General features: G+C 60.7%; 15 protein-coding genes and 1 riboswitch. Of the genes, 10 read left to right on the top strand and 5 right to left on the bottom strand.

Annotated features, from left to right (window positions below):
- The first annotated feature begins 163 nt into the window (after positions 1 to 163).
- Complete coding sequence (locus ASE04_RS08110; protein WP_056814752.1) at positions 164 to 1,420, top strand: hypothetical protein; 1,257 nt, start codon at positions 164 to 166, stop codon at positions 1,418 to 1,420.
- A gap of 124 nt (positions 1,421 to 1,544) precedes the next feature.
- On the opposite strand, the gene ASE04_RS08105 is transcribed toward ASE04_RS08110, so the two are convergent.
- A complete protein-coding gene (locus ASE04_RS08105; protein ID WP_056814749.1) occupies positions 1,545 to 2,615 on the bottom strand; it encodes a 3-deoxy-7-phosphoheptulonate synthase in 1,071 nt (356 codons plus the stop codon).
- Between the two features lie 235 nt (positions 2,616 to 2,850).
- A complete protein-coding gene (locus tag ASE04_RS30585; RefSeq protein ID WP_156408729.1) occupies positions 2,851 to 2,997 on the bottom strand; it encodes a hypothetical protein in 147 nt (48 codons plus the stop codon).
- 76 nt (positions 2,998 to 3,073) lie between these two features.
- Here ASE04_RS30585 and ASE04_RS08100 point away from each other — a divergent pair, with 76 nt between their 5' ends.
- Complete coding sequence (locus ASE04_RS08100; RefSeq protein ID WP_200960696.1) at positions 3,074 to 4,015, top strand: LysR family transcriptional regulator; 942 nt, start codon at positions 3,074 to 3,076, stop codon at positions 4,013 to 4,015.
- Positions 4,016 to 4,119: 104 nt separating this feature from the next.
- A complete protein-coding gene (locus ASE04_RS08095; protein WP_056814743.1) occupies positions 4,120 to 4,275 on the top strand; it encodes an entericidin A/B family lipoprotein in 156 nt (51 codons plus the stop codon).
- Positions 4,276 to 4,281: 6 nt separating this feature from the next.
- On the opposite strand, the gene ASE04_RS08090 is transcribed toward ASE04_RS08095, so the two are convergent.
- Positions 4,282 to 4,629: a hypothetical protein gene (locus ASE04_RS08090; RefSeq protein ID WP_056814740.1), complete on the bottom strand. Its 348-nt coding sequence runs from the start codon at positions 4,627 to 4,629 to the stop codon at positions 4,282 to 4,284.
- A 218-nt stretch (positions 4,630 to 4,847) separates the two neighbouring features.
- Here ASE04_RS08090 and ASE04_RS08085 point away from each other — a divergent pair, with 218 nt between their 5' ends.
- From ASE04_RS08085 to ASE04_RS08075, 3 genes are all read left to right on the top strand, one after another.
- A complete protein-coding gene (locus ASE04_RS08085) occupies positions 4,848 to 6,431 on the top strand; it encodes a CDP-glycerol glycerophosphotransferase family protein (protein ID WP_056814737.1) in 1,584 nt (527 codons plus the stop codon).
- Between the two features lie 63 nt (positions 6,432 to 6,494).
- Positions 6,495 to 6,890: an adenylyltransferase/cytidyltransferase family protein gene (locus ASE04_RS08080; RefSeq protein WP_056814735.1), complete on the top strand. Its 396-nt coding sequence runs from the start codon at positions 6,495 to 6,497 to the stop codon at positions 6,888 to 6,890.
- 95 nt (positions 6,891 to 6,985) lie between these two features.
- Positions 6,986 to 8,239, top strand: a complete 1,254-nt coding sequence (locus tag ASE04_RS08075; RefSeq protein WP_056814732.1) for a CDP-glycerol glycerophosphotransferase family protein — start codon at positions 6,986 to 6,988, stop codon at positions 8,237 to 8,239.
- A 24-nt stretch (positions 8,240 to 8,263) separates the two neighbouring features.
- Here the strand turns inward: ASE04_RS08075 and ASE04_RS08070 are convergent, their stop codons facing one another.
- Positions 8,264 to 9,256: a glycine betaine ABC transporter substrate-binding protein gene (locus ASE04_RS08070; RefSeq protein ID WP_056814729.1), complete on the bottom strand. Its 993-nt coding sequence runs from the start codon at positions 9,254 to 9,256 to the stop codon at positions 8,264 to 8,266.
- A gap of 520 nt (positions 9,257 to 9,776) precedes the next feature.
- Between ASE04_RS08070 and ASE04_RS08065 the strand changes: the two genes are divergently transcribed.
- Positions 9,777 to 11,231, top strand: a complete 1,455-nt coding sequence (locus ASE04_RS08065; RefSeq protein WP_056814726.1) for a cobyric acid synthase — start codon at positions 9,777 to 9,779, stop codon at positions 11,229 to 11,231.
- A 4-nt stretch (positions 11,232 to 11,235) separates the two neighbouring features.
- Here the strand turns inward: ASE04_RS08065 and ASE04_RS08060 are convergent, their stop codons facing one another.
- The gene (locus ASE04_RS08060; RefSeq protein WP_056814724.1) at positions 11,236 to 13,026 is read right to left on the bottom strand and encodes a chloride channel protein; all 1,791 of its coding nucleotides are present in this window, start codon (positions 13,024 to 13,026) and stop codon (positions 11,236 to 11,238) included.
- 232 nt (positions 13,027 to 13,258) lie between these two features.
- Positions 13,259 to 13,655, top strand: a riboswitch (cobalamin riboswitch).
- A 129-nt stretch (positions 13,656 to 13,784) separates the two neighbouring features.
- On the opposite strand from ASE04_RS08060, the gene cobU reads away from it, so the two are divergent.
- From cobU to cobN, 3 genes are read left to right on the top strand one after another with little or no spacing between them, the layout of a single operon-like run.
- Positions 13,785 to 14,309, top strand: a complete 525-nt coding sequence (gene cobU, locus ASE04_RS08055) for a bifunctional adenosylcobinamide kinase/adenosylcobinamide-phosphate guanylyltransferase (protein WP_056814721.1) — start codon at positions 13,785 to 13,787, stop codon at positions 14,307 to 14,309.
- Positions 14,310 to 14,314: 5 nt separating this feature from the next.
- Positions 14,315 to 15,364 carry a cobalamin biosynthesis protein CobW gene (gene cobW / locus ASE04_RS08050; RefSeq protein WP_056814795.1) on the top strand — a complete coding sequence of 350 codons (1,050 nt, stop codon included), beginning with the start codon at positions 14,315 to 14,317 and terminating at the stop codon, positions 15,362 to 15,364.
- Positions 15,365 to 15,373: 9 nt separating this feature from the next.
- Positions 15,374 to 19,156 (top strand): cobaltochelatase subunit CobN, encoded by a 3,783-nt coding sequence (gene cobN / locus ASE04_RS08045; RefSeq protein ID WP_056814718.1) that lies wholly within the window; start codon positions 15,374 to 15,376, stop codon positions 19,154 to 19,156.
- Position 19,157 lies beyond the last annotated feature (1 nt).

Here is a 19,157-nt window from a genome sequence, read left to right as displayed (position 1 = left end):
GGCCCAATATGGGCATCGGCGGCATAACACCCGCACAGAAACTGAAAATGGCCGCGTGAATTCTACTGCGGAGCCCCGTTAAAAACGGGGGGATTACCGTCTGAATTTCCTGGTGGCGCGGGGTATCTCGTTTTGCCATCGTTGTGTGGACGCAGACAATCCCATGCGTCCAGTGGTCGATCTACGGGAGTTTCCCCAAGAGCGTGCCCAGTTTGAAGACGAAGAAGCGCTGCGGTTTGCGACCGACCTCGTCAACCCGGAAACGTCACTTGCCGATCTCGCTAAGTGGAACATCAATCCGGCGCTGCGCGACACTGATCCCGGCCACCTCTTCGAGTTCATGGCACAAGTAGCAAGAGCTATCGACTTTCGTGATGGTCGTTGCGGCGTCCTTGAATCTAATTTTTCTTCCGTCGGAGAGGTGAGTGCGCAAGCTCTCAGCCGATCCGCACGCGCGATACTCGGGTGGCCGGACGCGTTCGTGGAGCTTGCGGAAAGCCTGAAAGACACTTGGTTTTTCCCAAGAACCAAGGACTTCTACAGCCATCCTCTACGCGTCCGTCTCGCGTCTCCATTTTACGGCAAAGGTTTCCGAAAGCATCTAACTGGCGCTCTCAAGCTGTCCGAGAAGTCGACGCCGATCCTCAAGGGACCGAAGGAGAACAGCGGCGCGGCTATCGCGCAGGACGCCCAGCCAACGTGGGATGATAATTTCCGGTTTGCGCGAGCCTCGAAACCGGTGAGGCGACAGGTCGAGCAGACCGGCCTACCGATCAACACGCTCCTTCTTTGCTATTCTCAGAAGCGCTTTGAGTGCCCGGACACCATAATGCGGCGCTTATTTGAACCGGCACTTCACGCGTTTGCGACGATCAACCCCACGAGGCGCACGCGCGGCAGATATGTGCTCTCACTACGCGATATCGTCGCCGCGCTCTATTCTGGAGCCGGAAATCCTTGGCCATCTGTAGTGGAAGCTATCGCGCAGGATCGGCTTCCTGTGGTCAAGCTGAGCCAGCAACCATGCTTCATCGATTCCGTGGGCGTGGTCGATTTCAAACCATGGAAGAAATTCTTTCGCGAGAACTCGGTCGGGTGCGATCAGGACGGACCGCCTATAATCGGCGGCGAGGCAGGCTTCCATCTGAACTGCAGCATTGTGCAAATATCGAACCTTGTCGCCGCTCGTCTGCTACCGGCTGGTAAGATGCCGATATTAGAAGTTTGGGCCTTCCGGCGGAGTTACGTAAGCCCCAAGGAGATAGCCTGCAGGCTCTTGATGAACGGTGAGTTTGCGCGGCCAAATATCGTCGGGGCTGAGCTTAATGAGGCGGGCATCAAGCCGATTGTCGACAGTGTTTACGTCAGGTCGCGTGTCATCGTAGAAGAGTTTTACGGTGAGCGATTAAGGCAGTTTTGAATCGATAAACCTTTGACGGTAGTTGAGAAGCCAATAGGTTGGCTGAATCGCGTTTGATTGGTTTCTACAGTTCAATCCGGCGACGGGAGAGGCGGAGCGTATCGATTTACGCTCCGCCGTTCGTTCAGGATTTTGCCTTGTTGGCCGCCCGGCGTGCCTTCACGCCCGATGCCAGCGTGTCGAGGGTCAGGACGGTCGTCGGCCAGTCGATGCAGCCGTCGGTGACGCTCTGGCCGTAGACGAGCTGCTTTCCGGGGATCAGGTCCTGCCGACCGCCGACAATGTTGCTCTCGACCATTGCGCCGATGATCGCATCGTTGCCGTCGGCGAGCTGCTGCGCGACATCCTGCAGGACGGCGGGCTGGTTTTCCGGATTCTTGCGGCTGTTGGCGTGGCTGGCGTCGATCATGATGCGCGGGTCGAGCTTTGCTTCGCGGGAGGCCGCCATTGCTGCCGCGACGCTTTCGCGATCATAGTTCGGCTCTCTGCCGCCGCGCAGGATGATGTGGCCATCCTCGTTGCCGCTCGTCGATGCGATCGCTGCGCGCCCGTCCTTCGTGACAGCCGGAAAATGATGCGGCTGCGAGGCGGCCATGATGGCATCGAGGGCGATACGCACATCGCCGGTGGTGCCGTTCTTGAAGCCGATCGCCGAGGAGAGGCCGGAGGCGAGTTCCCTATGAACCTGGCTTTCGGTCGTGCGGGCACCGATGGCACCCCAGCTGACGAGGTCAGCGATGTATTGCGGCGTGATCGTGTCGAGGAATTCGCAGCCTGCCGGCAGCTCGAGTTCGTTCACATCGAGCAAAAGCTTGCGGGCGATGCGCAGGCCATCCTCGATCCGGAAGCTGCCGTCGAGGCCGGGATCGTTGATCAGGCCCTTCCAACCGACGGTCGTGCGCGGCTTTTCGAAGTAGACGCGCATGACGATCTCGAGGTCGCCCTGCAGCCGATCGCGCTGTTCCTTGAGTCGCTTGGCGTAGTCGATCGCAGCAACCGGATCATGGATGGAGCACGGGCCGACAACGACGAGAAGCCTGTCGTCCTTTTTGGTCAGGATATCGTGGATGGCGCTGCGAGCGCCGAGCACCGTCTTGCTGACAGTCTCGTCACGCGGCAACTCATCGATGATGCGTGCAGGCGAGGAGAGTTCGACGATATTGGTTATGCGCAGATCGTCAGTCGGGTTCGTCACGGTATTGGTCTCCAGGAGGTCATACCGGGCGCATAAAAAAACCGCCAGGTAGACTAGCGGTTGGTCGGATGAAATTGCGTCTTTCTTAGTTACGCACTTTCCCGCTTCCGCACCGAGGCACGGAAATAATAAAATCGGGAAACATATGCGCAAGCGATCGACATGACCGCTTGCTACAGGAATGCGGACGAGTTGTCACTACCCATCTTCAAACTCGTCCGCAATCAAGCCGCCTTCACTGAGCGACCGCACGAAGGTCGAGATCATCGGGAATGTGGCCGGGGAGGCGTGCCACCTGTTTCATCGCGCGCTTGCGGGCAAGGCGAACGCGCTGGCGCGCCAGCAGGTCGAAGAGGCTGTCCCAAAGCGTGTTCAACGTCATTGTCCTACCTCCTGATAGTGGACGTTTTGCTCTACACGTCTGACGGTAGGCCTCGGTTGACTTTCAGACAAACAAAATGATATGGTGCTTCAGATCAAAAAAATTGAAAGATGAGACGATGACGTTCCCCATTCGCCGTCCCATTCCCTTGCTTGATAACGATGTGCTGCGAACGTTTGTGGCCATCGCTGAAACGGGCAATTTTTCGACCGCTGCGGAGGCCGTGTTCCGCACGCCGTCCGCTGTATCCATGCAGATCAAAAAGCTCGAGGAGCAGCTTGGCGCCACGCTTTTCCTGCGCGATGCCCGGTCGGTTTCGCTGACGCAGCACGGCGAACTGCTTCTCTCTTATGCCCGCAACATTCTGGCGCTCTCGAACGAGGCGGTATCGCGCTTTGTGATGCCGGAGCTCAGCGGTGTCGTTCGTCTCGGTGCACCGGAAGATATTGGCGAGCGGCTGCTGCCGAGCATCCTTCGAAGCTTTGCCGAGACTTTTCCGGGCATCATGGTCGATGTCACGATCGATATGAGCCTGGGTTTGCGAAAGCGCCTGGAAGAGCAGAGGCTGGACCTCGCGCTTATCAACTGCGCAACGCGACCGCTGCCAACGGACGGCGAAATCGTTTTCCGGGAGCGTCTTGTCTGGGCCGGCGCGAAATGCGGAACCGCGCACCGGCGCGATCCATTGCCGATCTCCATTTGGGAGGAAGGCTGCATCTGGCGATCCGAAGCGATTTCGCAGCTTGAAAGAATGAAGCGCAGCTATCGTGTCGCGTTTCTGAGCGGCCATACGATGGCGCAGCGCGCGGCCGTCATTTCCGATCTGGCGATCGCGCCGTTGCCGCGGTCTTATATCAGCGACGACATGGCGATCCTCGGAGCGCAGGAGGGCCTGCCGGAACTCGCATCGTTCGACATCCGCCTGTTGACAGCGTCCCAGTTGACGGCGCCGATGCAGGCCGTTGCCGACAGCATTCGCTTTTCCTTCTCCGAGAAGGCCAAGGTGCTGGCCGCCTGACCGTAGGTGGCGATGAAACCTTTTTTCGATCAGCGCGTTAAGGGTGCGGCAGCGGCGTCGCTGTTGCCTCGAGGGATCGATTTCATCAAAAAAGGATTGCCAGAATGACGACCACGGCCAAAATCGCTGCTGCCTGCATGGTTCTACTTGCCCTGTCCTCCTGCGCCAACACGATCCGCGGTGTCGGCAGAGACACCGCCAATGCCGTCAATGCGACGCAGGACGCCGGCAAGTCCGTGGATCGTGCCGCCAAGAGGTAACGTCTGTCAGACCTTTGCCGGCGGATAGGCTCTGCTTAGTCCGCCGGACGAGGTCAGGCCGTTGCGGAATGCGGCGTAGGCCGGGTGCTGGCTCGACTTCGCCAGTTCCATGAGACGGATCTGGAGACGCGCCGGGGCAGCCTCGCCGATCCATTTTCCGAGGTTGTCGAGTTTGAGCGAGTTCAGGAACGAAGCGCGAGACGCGTCGTTCAAATACTGCTCCAGCCCTTCGATCAGGCTGTCGTCCTGTGCCTGGTTTTCCAGCAGCAGCGCAATATAGGCCCTGTCCTGTTCGGCAAGCGCCGCAAAGCGGCTGGCGATCGTTTCGCGATCGGGAAAGGGTGCGGAGGTCATGACGCTTCTCCATGTATTCGACTCGTTTCGGGCCAGCTTATAAGCGAAGGCGGCCCGTTCCGAAAACCTCCAAGCCGTCGTCGCGGCGAGCCTGATCAGTTTCACGAAAGCTACTGCTGATACTCCGATCATACTTCGGACGGGGACTCTGAGCGCCTGACAGGCGTATCGGGTCGCAGGGCGAAGCTTTCGTATCGCTATTCTTCCAGGGTGAAGCCATGAACGAGCAGATTGTCCCGAACGTTGCAGGAACGCTGACGGACCTTTCCGCCCGGCTCCAGACGATGGAGGAGCAACTCTCCGCGATTACACAGAAGCTGCAGATTTCCGAGGAAATCCAGGTCGAGACCGTGCAGTTCTTCGTCAATCTGCACCAGGAGCAGCGACAGGGCTTTGCGAGTCTGCAGGAACAGGTGCGCGCCACCGCCGATCAGTTCGGCGAGGTGACGGTCAACACGATGACCGAGCTCAACCAGTCGCTGCAGACCGTTCTTCGCGACTTCGGCACCCTGCTTGCCCGTACCGGCAACGGCCTTCATTCGCAGATCCATCACGTGAAGCAGACGGCCAATCTGGTTCTCAGGAACATTCCCTCGCGGCAGGAGCGCATCCGCTGCCTGTTCCTGGTGCAGTCGGTCACCATGTGGGATGCCTTCGCCGACGTTTATGCGCGGATGGTCGAGGAGCCTCTCTTCGATCCGATCGTCTGCTCGCTCAATGTCAGCCAGCTGGGCTCGGCCAATTTTACCGGTGAGGCGGATGTCAGCGAATTCCTGAAATCACAGGGAATCCCGCATCTGCGGTTCGGCATGGACGATTCCTTCGAGGCGCTCGACATCATGAAGAGCCTTCAGCCCGATGTCATCTTCCGCCAGCAGTTCTGGGAGGGTGGCGTTCAGCCGGGCTTCCAGACCGGCGAGATCACTTTCGCACGCCTCTGCCTTATTCCCTACGCAGCGTTGATCATCCAGACACATGACGACGGACCGCAGGGCTCGGACCTCTATTCGCCGGCCTGGTACGATCAGTTTTTCCACCGTATGACGTGGCGCATATTCTGCGAGAATACCGAAATGCGCGAGACATTCCTGAAGCCGCGTCGCCACGACGCCAGCAAGATCGTCGTATCGGGATACCCGAAATTCGAGCGGTTGCTGAAGGCGAAGGGGCAGGGCCAGTGGCCTATTCCAGAGCGCGGCGAGCGGGCTTATCGCGTCGTCTGGGCGCCGCATCATTCGGTGCGCGGCGGCCTTGGCTTCGGTGTGTTCGACCGGATGGCGATGGACATGCTTGCCTGGGCTCGTTCCCAGCCGGATATCGAATTCGTATTGAAGCCGCACCCGGCGCTGACCGAAGGGCTGGTGCGGGCGAAGGTGATGACCGAGGAACAGGCGCGCGACTATTTCAAGGCCTGGTCGGCGCTGCCGAACTGCACGATCTGCGACGGTCTATATGGCGAATTGTTCGATGCCTCGGATCTGATGATCACCGACGGCATCTCCTTCCTCACGGAATATCCACTGTTCGACAAGCCGCTGGTCTACTTCGAGTCCGGATGCCACGTCCCGTTCAACGCGCTTGGTCACAAGGCAAATGCCGCATCGCATGTCGTGCGCGATTTTGCTTCGCTGAAGTCTGCCGTTCTTTCCTACAAGGGCGGGGCTCCATGGAAGTTCGAGACGGAACGCGCGGCCCTCAAGGAAGCCTTGTTGCCGGGCGGTCGTTCTTCCGTGGACGTTATCATCGAAAATATTGCCGAAGGCATCCACAGCGAGCGACAGGCCATTCGTTCGGCGGGTTGAGGAAGCGGTGCTGCGAACTGCTGTCCTTTGGTCAGCTGCGACTTTCATTCTGAGGGGCAACTTATGAAACGAATTATAACCTTTGGTACGTTCGACGTTCTGCATGTGGGGCACATCCGTATCCTGCAGCGTGCCAAGGCGCTTGGGGATCACCTGACGGTCGGTGTCTCGACCGACGCGCTGAACTTCTCCAAGAAAAGCAAGATGACGGTCTACCCGGAAGACCAGCGTCTCGAGATCATCCGGAGCATCTGCTGGGTGGACGATGTGTTCCTCGAACACTCGCTCGACTTGAAGGGCGAATACATCAAGCAGTTCGATGCGGATGTCCTCGTCATGGGCGACGACTGGGTCGGTCGGTTCGACGAGTTCAAGACGCTGTGCGACGTCGTCTACCTGCCGCGCACCGAAGGCATCTCGACGACGATGACGCTCGAAGAGATTCGTCAGTCGGCCTGAGCCGCCTCGATATCGATTGCCCCCGCAGGTCGGTTCAGCCGGCCCGCAACAACTATCGCGTCCGCAGCGCGCGGGTGCACACCAAGGATTGAATTATGAGCTTCGACCCATCTTCCGCGCAGGCAAATCTGGCGGCGCTGAACGACCAGACGATGGCGATCGAATTTGCGTCGATATCCCAGCGTGTGCGGAAGCGCCGGCTGGTGCTCTATTTCGGCCGGGAGACCTTTTCCGACAACACCAAGTACCTCTATCTCAGCGACATTGCGCGCAAGCGCAATTACGAGGTGATGTGGTGCAGCTTCTCTTCGCAGCTCGTCAGTTCTCTCACTGCCCGCGGGCTGCCGTGCATTGATCTGTCGCAGAATGTCGACAGGTCGATCGATCTGCTCCTGCATGCCGCCGTTGCCGTCTTCTCGGTCAATCCTAACGAGAGCCTGCGCGGCGCCTATGCATTGAATGCCTGCCTGGCGGGGGCGAAGAAGATCCAGCTCTGGCACGGTATTTCGGTCAAGCATCTGGTGCTCGAACTCATCCCGCATCTGACGCTGCGAAACAGCGAGATACGCCGGCCATTCTACATGGCGTCGCAGACCGACTATGTGCTCAGCACCTCGTCGTTCTTCGATCGCTACTGGAGCGGTGTCTTCGGCTGCCGGAATATCCTGCGAGCGGGCTTCCCGCGCAACGAAGTGCTGCTGCGCCCGATCAAGCCGTTCGACACGATCGGCTGCGAATACGACATGGACCTCGACATGTCGCTCAGCGCGCGCCGCAAGAATGTCCTGGTCCTGCCAACTTGGCAGCGCGGACAGGAAACCTACCTGATGACGCCGCGCTTCCTGCAGACGCTCACTGCGATCGCGCAGCGCGAGAACATCAATTTCGTTCTCAAGATGCACCCGATGTACAAGCTTGTGGGCGCCGATACGATACGGGAGGGCGAAGGCTTCACCTTCATCGATGCCGGCGTCGACGTCTATCCGCTGCTGCAGCGGTTCGATGCCCTCGTCACCGACTATTCCTCGATCATGTTCGACTTCCTCCTGACCGGGAAGCCGGTGCTGACGCTCGATTTTTCAGACAAGCCGCATCAGAATTTCGAGCCCGACTTCTCCCTGGTGCCCGACCTGCCGTACCGCCACGTGTTTACGCCGGATACCTTCATCGAGCAGCTTGGGAAGGCGCTATACCGGGACGAACTTCGGTCCGAGAGAGCGATCATGGCGTCCACGATCTTCGAGACCGATCCAACCCAGGCCAGCAACCAAATCCTTGAGTTCATCGATCAACTGGTGGACGAACGCGAAGCCTCCGACGGTGAATTCGTGGTGCACGGTCGCGGCTAGGCGGCACCATCCGCCAGCTTTGGTTCAAAGCGACGACTTTACCTTGTCAGCGACGTCAGCAGGCACCCAGGTCGTCCAGAGGTCCGCATAATTGTGCAGGAAGTAGACCGCTGCGGCTCGATTTTTTTCGTGATGGTCGTCCTGCCAGGCAAGCACGTCGTTGATGGTGCTGTTGTCCCAGGCGCGTTTCTTCAGATAGTCCCAGGCAGGTCCTGCCCGGCCCGCAAAGGACTTCGAGACAACCGTGAAGGCGCGGGAAACCGGATAGGAATTCGGCTCCGGTCGGTGGCAGCCGGGGACCGAGGTGCAACTGTCCCACGCCGCCTTGTCGTGTTTGACGCCGAAACTCAGCCGCGTCATGTCGTATTTGCCAAGGATCGCCGTCGGCGCCCAGTAATATCCGAGCCAGCCGACTTTCTTCTCGAACGCGGCTGCGATCGAGTCGTCCAGCCCCTGCGGCGAACTCGCGTCGACGAGATGGAAGCCGTTCTTGTCGGCGTTCAGAGCGCGGAAAAGATTGGCCGTCGATATCTGGCAATTCCAGCCCGGCGGGCAGTTGTAGACTGTGCCCGGCGCGCCGTCCGGTCCCGGAAAGAGATCCGGACGTTTCAATGCATCCTCGACGCTTCGAATGTCGGGATTGGCGTCGGCAATGAACTTCGGGATCCACCAGCCTTCGACCGCGCCCTCGGAGAGGATTTCCGCTCCCTGAAGAAGGCGACCTTGCTTCACCGCGTCATCGAACTCGATGCGAACTGCGTTGATCCACAGTTCGGAAGCCACGTCCGGCTGACCCGTCTCGTTCATCGCGGTAAAGGTGGGCATGGTGTCGCCCGGAACGATCTCGACCTTGCAGCCGTAGCCGGCTTCCAGGATGATCTTGTCGATATTTGCCGCGATCCCGGCGGATCCCCACTTCATTTCCGCTATGGAAACATTGCCGCAATCTTCGGCGAACGCGGTTGCTGCAGCAAACAATCCGACAGCAAGCGCGATGGACGCGCCAAGAATTCTCATCGCTCGTTCCCGTTCCTGCGCGATTGCTCCGCTAAGGGCTGTCGGCGCTTTTTCTCTGGTGCTTGAAAATGGCGGCTATACTGACGCCTTGATATCGAGCCTACGCGCTGACGAACGGAAATCAATCGCTTTCTCGCTATCCGTGCGGAAATACTAAGCGACTGATTTAAAATAGTTAATGACACGGCCCTTGCGCCATTTTGGGTGCTATGCCGGTCGCTTCGGCCGCATGCGGAAAAAATTCAGAAAATACGGAATTTCGTTGCGGTGGCATGCCGCACTAACTCTCCGGTAAGAATGTGGCGCTATAAATCGCGGCGTGGCGGGGGACATCCGCTGCTTCTCCGGATCAGGTATTGCGTCCCGGAGAACGTGAGTATCGCCGTGTTTGGGTGATGCGCCAGCGTATTCGGCAAGCCGCGCGATCTGTTTGATCGGCGCGGCTTTCGCATTTTTACGGCAATCCGTTGACCATTGTCCGATCCGCGGTGTAGGCCCGGAGTCAATCCGGAGATTGACCATGACCAAGGCCATCATGCTGCAGGGGACCGGCTCGGACGTCGGCAAGACCATGCTTGTTGCTGGCCTTTGCCGTCTTGCCGCCAACCGCGGGCTTGCCGTTCGCCCGTTCAAGCCGCAGAACATGTCGAACAACGCAGCCGTCTCGGATGATGGCGGCGAAATCGGCCGGGCTCAATGGCTGCAGGCGATGGCAGCGCGCATCCCGTCATCGGTTCACATGAACCCCGTCCTGCTGAAGCCACAGTCGGAAAACGGCAGCCAGATTGTCGTCCAGGGCAAGGTCTGGGGGCAGGCCAAGGGCCGGGATTATCAGAGGCTCAAGCCGCAGCTGCTGGGCCATGTTCTGGAGAGCTTCGCGACCGTGTCCGAAGGCGCCGACCTGGTTATCGTCGAAGGCGCAGGTTCGCCCTCGGAGATCAACCTGCGTGCCGGGGACATCGCGAACATGGGCTTCGCCACGCGAGCTGGCGTGCCTGTCGTTCTCGTGGGTGATATAGATCGGGGTGGCGTCATTGCGTCTTTGGTGGGGACGCATGCGATCCTGCCTCCCGACGACCGTGCCATGATCACTGGCTACATCATTAATAAATTCCGCGGCGACATTTCGCTTTTCGACGATGGCATCGACGCCGTCGGGCGGTTCACCGGGTGGCCGTGCTTCGGCGTCGTGCCCTGGCTCAAGGCGGCATCGCGGCTACCGGCGGAAGATTCCGTTGCCCTGGAACGGCTCGTTCGCGGTGAAGCCAAGGCGCTGAAGATCGCCGTGCCCGTCCTGTCGCGGATTGCCAATTTCGACGATCTTGACCCCCTGAAGGCAGAGCCCGACGTGGAATTGCAGTTCGTGCGTGCCGGGGAGCGGTTGCCTGCCGACGCGCAGCTGATCGTGCTGCCGGGATCGAAGTCGACGATCGCGGACCTTGCCGATCTGCGCGCCGAAGGTTGGGATGACGATATTGCTGCACATGTGCGTCGCGGTGGACGCGTCATCGGGATCTGTGGCGGCTACCAGATGCTGGGGCGGACTGTCCAAGACCCGCATGGGATCGAAGGAAGTGCCTCGGAGACGCCGGGACTGGGGCTGCTCGATGTCGAGACAGTCATGCAGGCGGAAAAGACCGTTCGCAACAGTTCCGCCATGTCGGTCGAATATGGCGAAAGCCTTTCCGGCTATCAGATCCATCTCGGCACGACACAGGGCAGGGATTGCAGCCGGCCCTTCGCCATCGTGGATGGCAGCCCGGATGGTGCCACCTCGGCCGACGGTCGCGTGACCGGCACCTATCTGCACGGCGCCTTTGGCAGCGACGCGTTCAGAGCGCGCCTGCTTTCGAGCTTCGGCCTTTCCGGGGAGCGGCGCAACTATCGCGCAGGCGTGGAGCAAGCGCTCGACGACGTCGCGGGCGAACTCGAATCCCGCCTCGACAAGGAGTGGCTTTCAAGGCTGCTAGGCTGAGGCCCTAAATCTCGCCGGAGATTTCGCGCCGCCGGCGGTCCAGCTCTTCGCTGTAGCGGCGCAACGTGTGGGCTTCGCTCAGCTGCCCGACGACCTTACGCTCCACCAGGTTGTTGACGACGGCGAGCGCTTCGCTTTCCGTCTTGTCGAAAATCGAGGCCGCCTGCTTCGCGTTCATCTGTGGCTGCAGGAAGTCATTCCGGTAGCGCAGGAAGTCGTCGAGCGACTTGCTGGCGTCATCCGTGTCGGTAAGGCTTGCGTAGATATCGGGGACGAGGACGAGGCCGATATACTTGCCGTTGTCGTCGACAAGAATGACACGCTGGGCGGAACCGATCGGAAACTTCTCCTTGAATGCCTCCAGGGTGGTTCCGGATTTCGCCGTCTTGACGTCGGCACGCATGAGCTTGTCCACCGTCAGATTGCGGATCCACCCGACATCATGGGCGCTGCGGATGCTCTCGCCGCGCAGATGGAAGCGCCATGTGGCGAAGGAGTAGCCGAAGGTGCTGCGAACGACCAGCGACGAGGTGATCACGGCTGCCAGAACCAGGGCTGTGATCGGGAAGTCGCCAGTGATTTCAAGCGCGAGAAACGTCATGGTCAGCGGGCCGCCGATGACGGCGACGGCAAGCGAACTCATGCCGACGACAGCATAGATAACCGGTGTCAGCGTCGCATGGGCGAAGTAAGGTGCGGAATAGGCAAACAGTTTGCCGAGCAACGCGCCCATGAACAACGATGCGAAGAACAGGCCGCCTCTGAAGCCGGAGCCGATCGAGATTGCCGAGGCGACGGCCTTCAGAATGAACAGGCCGACCAGAATGGGAATGGCGACGTCGCGGCCGAGATTGAGATGCAGCGCGCCGTGACCCGCCGACAGGACCTGCGGTGTAATCAGCGCGAAAATGCCGACGACGATACCGCCCAGTGCCGGCCGGAGCGGCGGCGCGATCGAGCTTCTGCGCGCCAGTTCCTCGACGAAGGCGACGCCCTGCATGATCAGGATGCCGATACCGGCGCAGCAGGCGCCGAGGAGGACGGCGGGGACGTAATCGGCGGGCATGACGGTTCCGAAGTCACCGACGTCGATAACGAAATCGCTGCCGGCGAGAAACCTCGCGACAAGGGTCGAGACGAGCGCGGAGACGACGACCGGTGTCAGAGAAATGATCGTGTAGGAGCCGATGATGAGCTCGAACGCATAGAAGGCTCCCGTCAACGGAGCGTTGAACGCGGCGGCGATCGCGCCCGCGGCGCCACATCCGACAAGCACGCGAAGGTCCGAACGGCGAAGTTGCAGCTTGAACCCGAGCTTCGACGCCAGTCCGGCCGCGAGCTGGGTGTAGCCGGCCTCCAGTCCTACCGATGCGCCGAAGCCGTTGGAAATGAGGTTCTGGACGGCAACGAGGATACTGTCGGTCAGTGACAGCCGCCCGCCGTGCAGCGCGTTCGCCTCGATCGGGTCGACCATCGGCTTCTTGCGCGTCTTCGCGAGGATAAAGAGCAGCAGGCCCAGAATCGCACCGCCGCAGACGGGCGCGGTCAGCAGCAAAAGCTTGTTATCGATTTGCGACGAACTCAGTCTGTCCACGTCGCTGATGCCGAAAATCAGGCTGTGCATCTCCCGCGAGATGAGGCTCATGCCTGTTACCGCGAGGCCGGAAATGACGCCGACGATGGCGCCGGCAATGACCATTCCCATCTCGCTGCGGCGCAAAAGAGCGCGCATTCGCCCGATATCGAAAAGGGTGTGAAGCAGGCCGAAACGGCGGAAATTGATTTTCAGAAGCATATCAGAAGAACTAGGCGGACGTGGAGCCGATCAAGAGCGATGGGAGGGGGAAGTCAACGGCGCGATCCGCTTGCAACGCAATTGCGGCAAAAGACCGGCATTTGCAACAATAATTTATGACGTAAGTGGCTGATAAAAGACGATAAATTTGGTAGACAAGGTCGTGTTGAGAGCCGATCCGGCGGCGTGTAGCCCCGCTTGCGATTGACTTCACCAAGGGCCTTGCCTAACGATGAATTCATAAACGGATGGTTCCGGACCGGTTGAATCGGTGCGGATGAAAAGGGAATGTGAAGCGGTGGACCCAATTCGGGCACCGTCATCATAGCCGACCCCGCGACTGTAGAGCGGTCAGGGTTTTCCGTCCGGCGTTGTTTTCGAGTGGCTGACAGCCTGCAATGGTGCAGGCGGGCGGCGCGAAAGTGGCGACGGAAAAGTCACTGGCAGTGCATCATGATCAACCAGGGCAGGACGCCTCTTACGTCTACGAATCGTCCGCCTTTTCATGAAATGCAGCCGGGAAGGCGAGGAAGATCCGCTGGCACGATCTGGGGTGACCGGTTTTCGGTCTGCCCCGATCGCGGCCAACACCCGCGAGCCAGGAGACCTGCCAACCGTGCCGGGCGAAAAGCCCATCCCTGGGCTATGCCCGCTGCCAGCACGGAGGTTGTCATGGCTGAACAGAAGAGTTTTCGGCTGCCTGCAGCAGCCATTCCGGTTCCTAGCGGCAGCGTCCTGCAGATCGGACAGCATTTTCCATGAGCCCGATATCATCTGGCGCGACTTTCGTGTTGGGCGGTGTGCGCTCAGGAAAATCACGTTTCGCCGAGCAACTGGTCGTCTTGAGCGGTCTGGAGCGCCATTACGTGGCGACGGGTCGCGCCTGGGACGACGAGATGCGTGCCCGGATCGACAAGCACAAGGCTGACCGCGGCGATCTCTGGCATACCCACGAAGAGCCTCTCGATCTGGTCGGCTGCCTGCGGGCTGTTGACGGCGAGGGGCGGGCGATCCTTGTCGATTGCCTGACGCTTTGGGTTACCAACCTGATGATGGAGGAGCGCGACATGGAGGCCGAGTTCGGCTCACTTGCCGCGTATCTGCCGATGGCGCGTGCGCGCCTTGTCATCGTTTCCAATGAAGTTGGCCTTGGCATCGTTCCCGAGAACCGCATGGCGCGGGAGTTCCGGGATCATGCCGGTCGCTTGCATCAAATGATCGCGGCAGAGGCCGCGGAAGTGTATTTTATCGCGGCAGGTCTGCCGCTGAAGATGAAGGGTTGAAGTTCATGAACCAGCAGAAAATCCCGGCGACCGTGATCACCGGCTTCCTCGGCGCCGGCAAGACAACGATGATCCGCAACCTGCTTTCCAACACCAACGGCAAGAAGATCGCGCTCATCATCAACGAGTTTGGCGATCTCGGTGTCGACGGCGAGGTGCTGAAGGGCTGCGGCGCGGAGAATTGCACCGAGGACGATATCATCGAGCTTACCAACGGCTGCATCTGCTGCACGGTCGCCGACGACTTCATTCCGACAATGACGAAGCTTCTGGAGCGCGAACAGCGCCCAGACCATATCGTCATCGAAACCTCCGGCCTTGCGCTGCCGCAGCCGCTGGTCGCTGCCTTCAACTGGCCTGATATCCGCACGCAGGTCACCGTCGATGGCGTGATTACGGTCGTCGACAGCGCCGCCGTCGCCGCCGGTCGCTTTGCCGACGATCACGATGCCGTCGAGGCTCGCCGCGTCGAAGACGAGTCGCTCGACCACGAGAGCCCGATCGAGGAGCTTTTCGAGGACCAGCTGACCTGCGCCGACCTGATTGTGCTCAACAAGACCGACCTGCTCGACGCCGCCGGCCTTGGCCGCGTGCGCGACGAGGTGGCTTCCCGCATTGCCCGCAAGCCCGTGATGATCGAGGCGCGCAACGGCGAGGTTCCGGCGAGCGTGCTGCTCGGGCTCGGTGTCGGTACTGAAGACGACGTGGTCAACCGCAAGTCCCACCACGAGCTCGAGCACGAGGACGGCGTTCCGCACGATCATGACGAGTTCGACAGCTTCGTGGTCGAACTCGGCCAGGTTGCCGATCCCTCGGCCTTCGTGGATGCGCTGAAGGGCATCATCGGCGAGCATGATGTGCTACGGCTCAAGGGCTTCGTCGAAGTTCCCGGCAAGCCGATGCGTCTGCAGCTGCAGGCGGTCGGAAGCCGCATCGACCACTATTTCGATCGCGCCTGGGCGCCTGGAGAAGCGCGCGGCACCCGCCTTGTCGTCATCGGCCTGCACGAGATGGACGAAGCGGCGGTGCGCAAGGCGATCGAAGCGCTGGCATAAGGTAGCCCCATGCATCTGCTTCTGGCACAGCAGGGAACGATCAGCGACGGCGAGGAGGCGATCGATCTCGGTCAGTCTCGCGGCGACGTCCTGTTCCTGTCGGCTGCCGATACCGAACTCGCAGCGATAGCCGCCGCTTATGATGAAGCGGCGTGCGGATTCTCGCTCCGGCTCGCAAGCCTCATGAGCCTCAAGCATCCGATGTCGGTCGATGCCTATATCGAGCGGACGGCACGGCATGCGAAGCTGATCGTTGTCAGGGCGCTGGGTGGCGCCAGCTACTTCCACTATGCGCTGGAGGCGCTACACGCTGCTGCGGCGCGATCGGGCGCGTTGATCGTTGTGTTGCCGGGAGATTCGAAGCCGGATGCGGGTTTGACGCCGTTTTCGAATGTTCCGCTTGAGGATCTGAACGCGCTTTGGGCGTATCTCATCGAGGGTGGCGACGGCAATTCGCGGGCGTTTCTCGCCTATGTCGGTGCCATGCTCTCAGGCTCGGAAAAACCTGAAACGGCATCGCCGCTGATGAAGGCCGGCATATGGTGGCCGGGCAAGGGCGTTCTCGGCGTCGACGAGTGGAAGGCGGCTTGCGACGAGCGGCTTGGCGCTCCTTGCGAAAACACGCGTGCCCCGACGGTCGCTATCAGTTTCTATCGTGCGCTCGTGCAGAGCGGTGAGGCAAAGCCGGTCGAGGCCCTCGTCGACACGCTGCTGTCGGAAGGCATCCGGCCGCTGCCGGTATTCGCCTACAGTCTCAAGGATTCGGTGTCGAAGGGCATTCTGGAAAGCGTTTTTAATGTCATCAAGCCCGAGGTGGTGATCAACACGACAGGCTTCGCCGTATCGGCGCCGGGCGCGGACCGCGAGCCGACCGTGCTTGAGGCCAATGATGCCGTCGTGCTGCAGGCGATCTTTTCGGCATCGTCGCGTCAGGCGTGGGCCTCGTCCTCGCAGGGGCTCTCGGCGCGCGATCTCGGCATGAACGTCGCACTGCCCGAAGTGGATGGTCGGGTGCTGTCGCGTGCGGTCTCCTTCAAATCGGCGGCCCGCTACGATGCTAGGGTTGAGGCCAACATCGTCGGCAGCGAACCCGACATCGAACGGATGCGTTATACTGCGAGGCTCGCGGCCAATTGGGCGAAGCTGCGCATAACGGGCGCCAATGAGAGACGCGTTGCGCTTGTGCTGGCGAACTATCCGAACCGCGATGGCAGACTGGGGAACGGCGTCGGGCTGGATACGCCCGCAGGCACTGTCGAGGTGCTCAAAGCCATGCGTGCCGCCGGCTATGCGGTTGCGGACGTGCCTGACGATGGCGATCAGCTGATCCGGCGTCTGATGGAGGGGCCGACAAACTCCGGCAGTGACGGCAAGCTTGTCCGTGAATCGCTTTCCTTGAGTCGTTACAAAGCCTTCTTCGAGAAACTTCCGAAAAAGATTCAGGATGAAATCGGCGCGCGCTGGGGTGCGCCGGAAGCCGATCCCTATGTCGTGGAGGGCGCCTTTGCGCTGCCTTTCATGCGGCTTGGCGAGGTGCTGGTCGGCATCCAGCCGGCGCGCGGATACAGTATCGATCCGAAGGAAAGCTACCATTCGCCGGACCTCGTGCCGCCGCATGGCTATCTCGCCTTCTATGCCTTCCTTCGCCATGAGTTCGGCGCTCACGCCGTCATTCACATGGGCAAGCATGGCAATCTTGAATGGCTGCCCGGCAAGGCGCTGGCGCTGTCGGAGGAGTGCTATCCGGAAGCCATCCTCGGTCCCATGCCGCATCTCTATCCCTTCATCGTCAACGATCCCGGCGAGGGAACGCAGGCAAAACGCCGTACAGCCGCAGTCATCATCGATCACCTGACGCCGCCGCTGACGCGTGCCGAGAGCTACGGGCCGCTGAAGGATCTGGAGGCGCTGGTCGACGAATACTACGAGGCATCGGGCGGCGATCCGCGCCGCATCCGGCTTCTCAGCAAGCAGATCCTTGATCTCGTCGCTGACATCGGTCTCGATCGCGATGCCGGCATCGACAAGGGCGAGACCGAGACGGAGGCTTTGAAGAAGCTCGATGCCTATCTCTGCGATCTCAAGGAGATGCAGATCCGCGATGGCCTGCATGTTTTCGGCGTCTCGCCGCAGGGCCGGCTGCTGACGGATCTGACGGTGGCGCTGGCGCGGGTTCCGCGCGGGCTCGGCCAGGGCGGTGACCGCAGCCTTCAGCGCGCGATTTCAGCGGATCTCGGATTGGGGTTCGACCCGCTCGATTGCAACATGGGCGAAGTTTGGACCGGGCCGCTTCCTGATATTCTTGCAGGCGTCACCGACGCCATATGGCGCACGAACGGCGATACCGTCGAGCGGATCGAACTGCTTGCGGCACGGCTGGTTGCCGACGAGCTTGGTTGTCCGGACGGTTGGGAGGCCACCCGCGCTGTTCTCGCGGAGATCGAAACGCGGCTCAGGCCTGCCATTCTCGCCTGCGGGACGGCTGAAATTGAAGGACTGCTCCGAGGGCTCGACGGTCGTTTCGTGGCGCCGGGACCATCTGGTGCTCCGACGCGCGGCCGACCGGACGTGCTGCCGACCGGGCGAAACTTCTACTCGGTCGACAGCCGGGCCGTGCCGACGCCTGCGGCCTACGAGCTTGGGAAGAAGTCCGCGGAGCTTTTGATCCGCCGTTATGTGCAGGATCACGGCGATTGGCCGGTCTCCTTCGGCCTGACCGCCTGGGGCACCTCGAACATGCGCACCGGCGGTGACGATATCGCCCAGGCGCTTGCCCTGATCGGCGTGAAGCCGGTGTGGGACATGACCTCGCGGCGCGTCACCGGCTATGAAATCATTCCGCCGGCGCTGCTGCGTCGTCCGCGTGTGGATGTGACGCTGCGTATATCCGGTTTCTTCCGCGACGCTTTTCCTGAACAGATCGCACTGTTCGACAAGGCGATCCGCGCTGTCGGGGCGCTGGAAGAAGATGCCGCGGACAATCCGATTGCCGAGCGCATGCGCGGGGAGGCTGCCCGCCTTGAAGCGGCTGGACTGGATGCAGCGCAGGCTGGCCGCCGCGCCGGCTATCGCATTTTCGGCTCGAAGCCCGGGGCTTACGGTGCCGGTCTGCAGGCGCTGATCGACGAGAAGGGGTGGGAGCGTCGCGCCGATCTAGCCGAGGCCTATCTTATCTGGGGAAGCTATGCCTACGGCGCCGGCGAAGAGGGCCGGGCCGAGCGTGGCGTCTTCGAGGAGCGTCTGCGTTCGATCCAGGCGGTCGTGCAGAACCAGGACAATCGCGAACACGATCTTCTCGACAGCGACGATTACTACCAGTTCGAAGGCGGGATGGCGGCGGCGGCCGAGATGCTGGCGGGCGATCGGCCATCGATCTATCACAACGACCATTCGAGGCCCGAAAAGCCTGTGATTCGGTCGCTGGAGGAAGAGATTGGCCGCGTCGTGCGTGGCCGCGTCGTCAATCCGAAGTGGATCGATGGCGTCATGCGCCATGGCTACAAGGGCGCCTTCGAGATCGCCGCGACCGTCGATTATCTCTTTGCCTTTGCGGCGACCACGGGCGCCGTTGGCAACCATCATTTCGAAGCCGTCTATCAGGCTTTCGTGGTGGATCCCGAGGTCCGCGATTTCATGATCGAAAAAAATCCGGCCGCCTTCGCCGACATGAAGGAGCGGTTGCTGGAGGCGATCGATCGCCAACTCTGGACGCCGCGCAGCAATTCGGCGCGGTTCGATCTTTCAGACACATTCGGCTTGCATCAAGGCAAGCTTGCATCCGGGGAATATTGAG

This window comes from Rhizobium sp. Root708 (genome assembly GCF_001429725.1).
Classification (GTDB): Bacteria; Pseudomonadota; Alphaproteobacteria; order Rhizobiales; family Rhizobiaceae; genus Rhizobium.
This window is presented reverse-complemented; position numbering and strand designations above follow the sequence as displayed.

Coding starts and splice junctions, on each gene's coding strand:
- cobN (WP_056814718.1), top strand. CDS start 15,374: ATGCATCTGCTTCTGGCACAGCAGGGAACGATCAGCGACGGCGAGGAG.
- ASE04_RS08080 (WP_056814735.1), top strand. CDS start 6,495: ATGAAACGAATTATAACCTTTGGTACGTTCGACGTTCTGCATGTGGGG.
- ASE04_RS08060 (WP_056814724.1), bottom strand. CDS start 13,026: ATGCTTCTGAAAATCAATTTCCGCCGTTTCGGCCTGCTTCACACCCTT.
- ASE04_RS08070 (WP_056814729.1), bottom strand. CDS start 9,256: ATGAGAATTCTTGGCGCGTCCATCGCGCTTGCTGTCGGATTGTTTGCT.
- ASE04_RS08065 (WP_056814726.1), top strand. CDS start 9,777: ATGACCAAGGCCATCATGCTGCAGGGGACCGGCTCGGACGTCGGCAAG.
- ASE04_RS08075 (WP_056814732.1), top strand. CDS start 6,986: ATGAGCTTCGACCCATCTTCCGCGCAGGCAAATCTGGCGGCGCTGAAC.
- cobU (WP_056814721.1), top strand. CDS start 13,785: ATGAGCCCGATATCATCTGGCGCGACTTTCGTGTTGGGCGGTGTGCGC.
- ASE04_RS08100 (WP_200960696.1), top strand. CDS start 3,074: ATGATATGGTGCTTCAGATCAAAAAAATTGAAAGATGAGACGATGACG.
- ASE04_RS08095 (WP_056814743.1), top strand. CDS start 4,120: ATGACGACCACGGCCAAAATCGCTGCTGCCTGCATGGTTCTACTTGCC.
- ASE04_RS08085 (WP_056814737.1), top strand. CDS start 4,848: ATGAACGAGCAGATTGTCCCGAACGTTGCAGGAACGCTGACGGACCTT.
- ASE04_RS30585 (WP_156408729.1), bottom strand. CDS start 2,997: ATGACGTTGAACACGCTTTGGGACAGCCTCTTCGACCTGCTGGCGCGC.
- ASE04_RS08090 (WP_056814740.1), bottom strand. CDS start 4,629: ATGACCTCCGCACCCTTTCCCGATCGCGAAACGATCGCCAGCCGCTTT.
- ASE04_RS08110 (WP_056814752.1), top strand. CDS start 164: ATGCGTCCAGTGGTCGATCTACGGGAGTTTCCCCAAGAGCGTGCCCAG.
- cobW (WP_056814795.1), top strand. CDS start 14,315: ATGAACCAGCAGAAAATCCCGGCGACCGTGATCACCGGCTTCCTCGGC.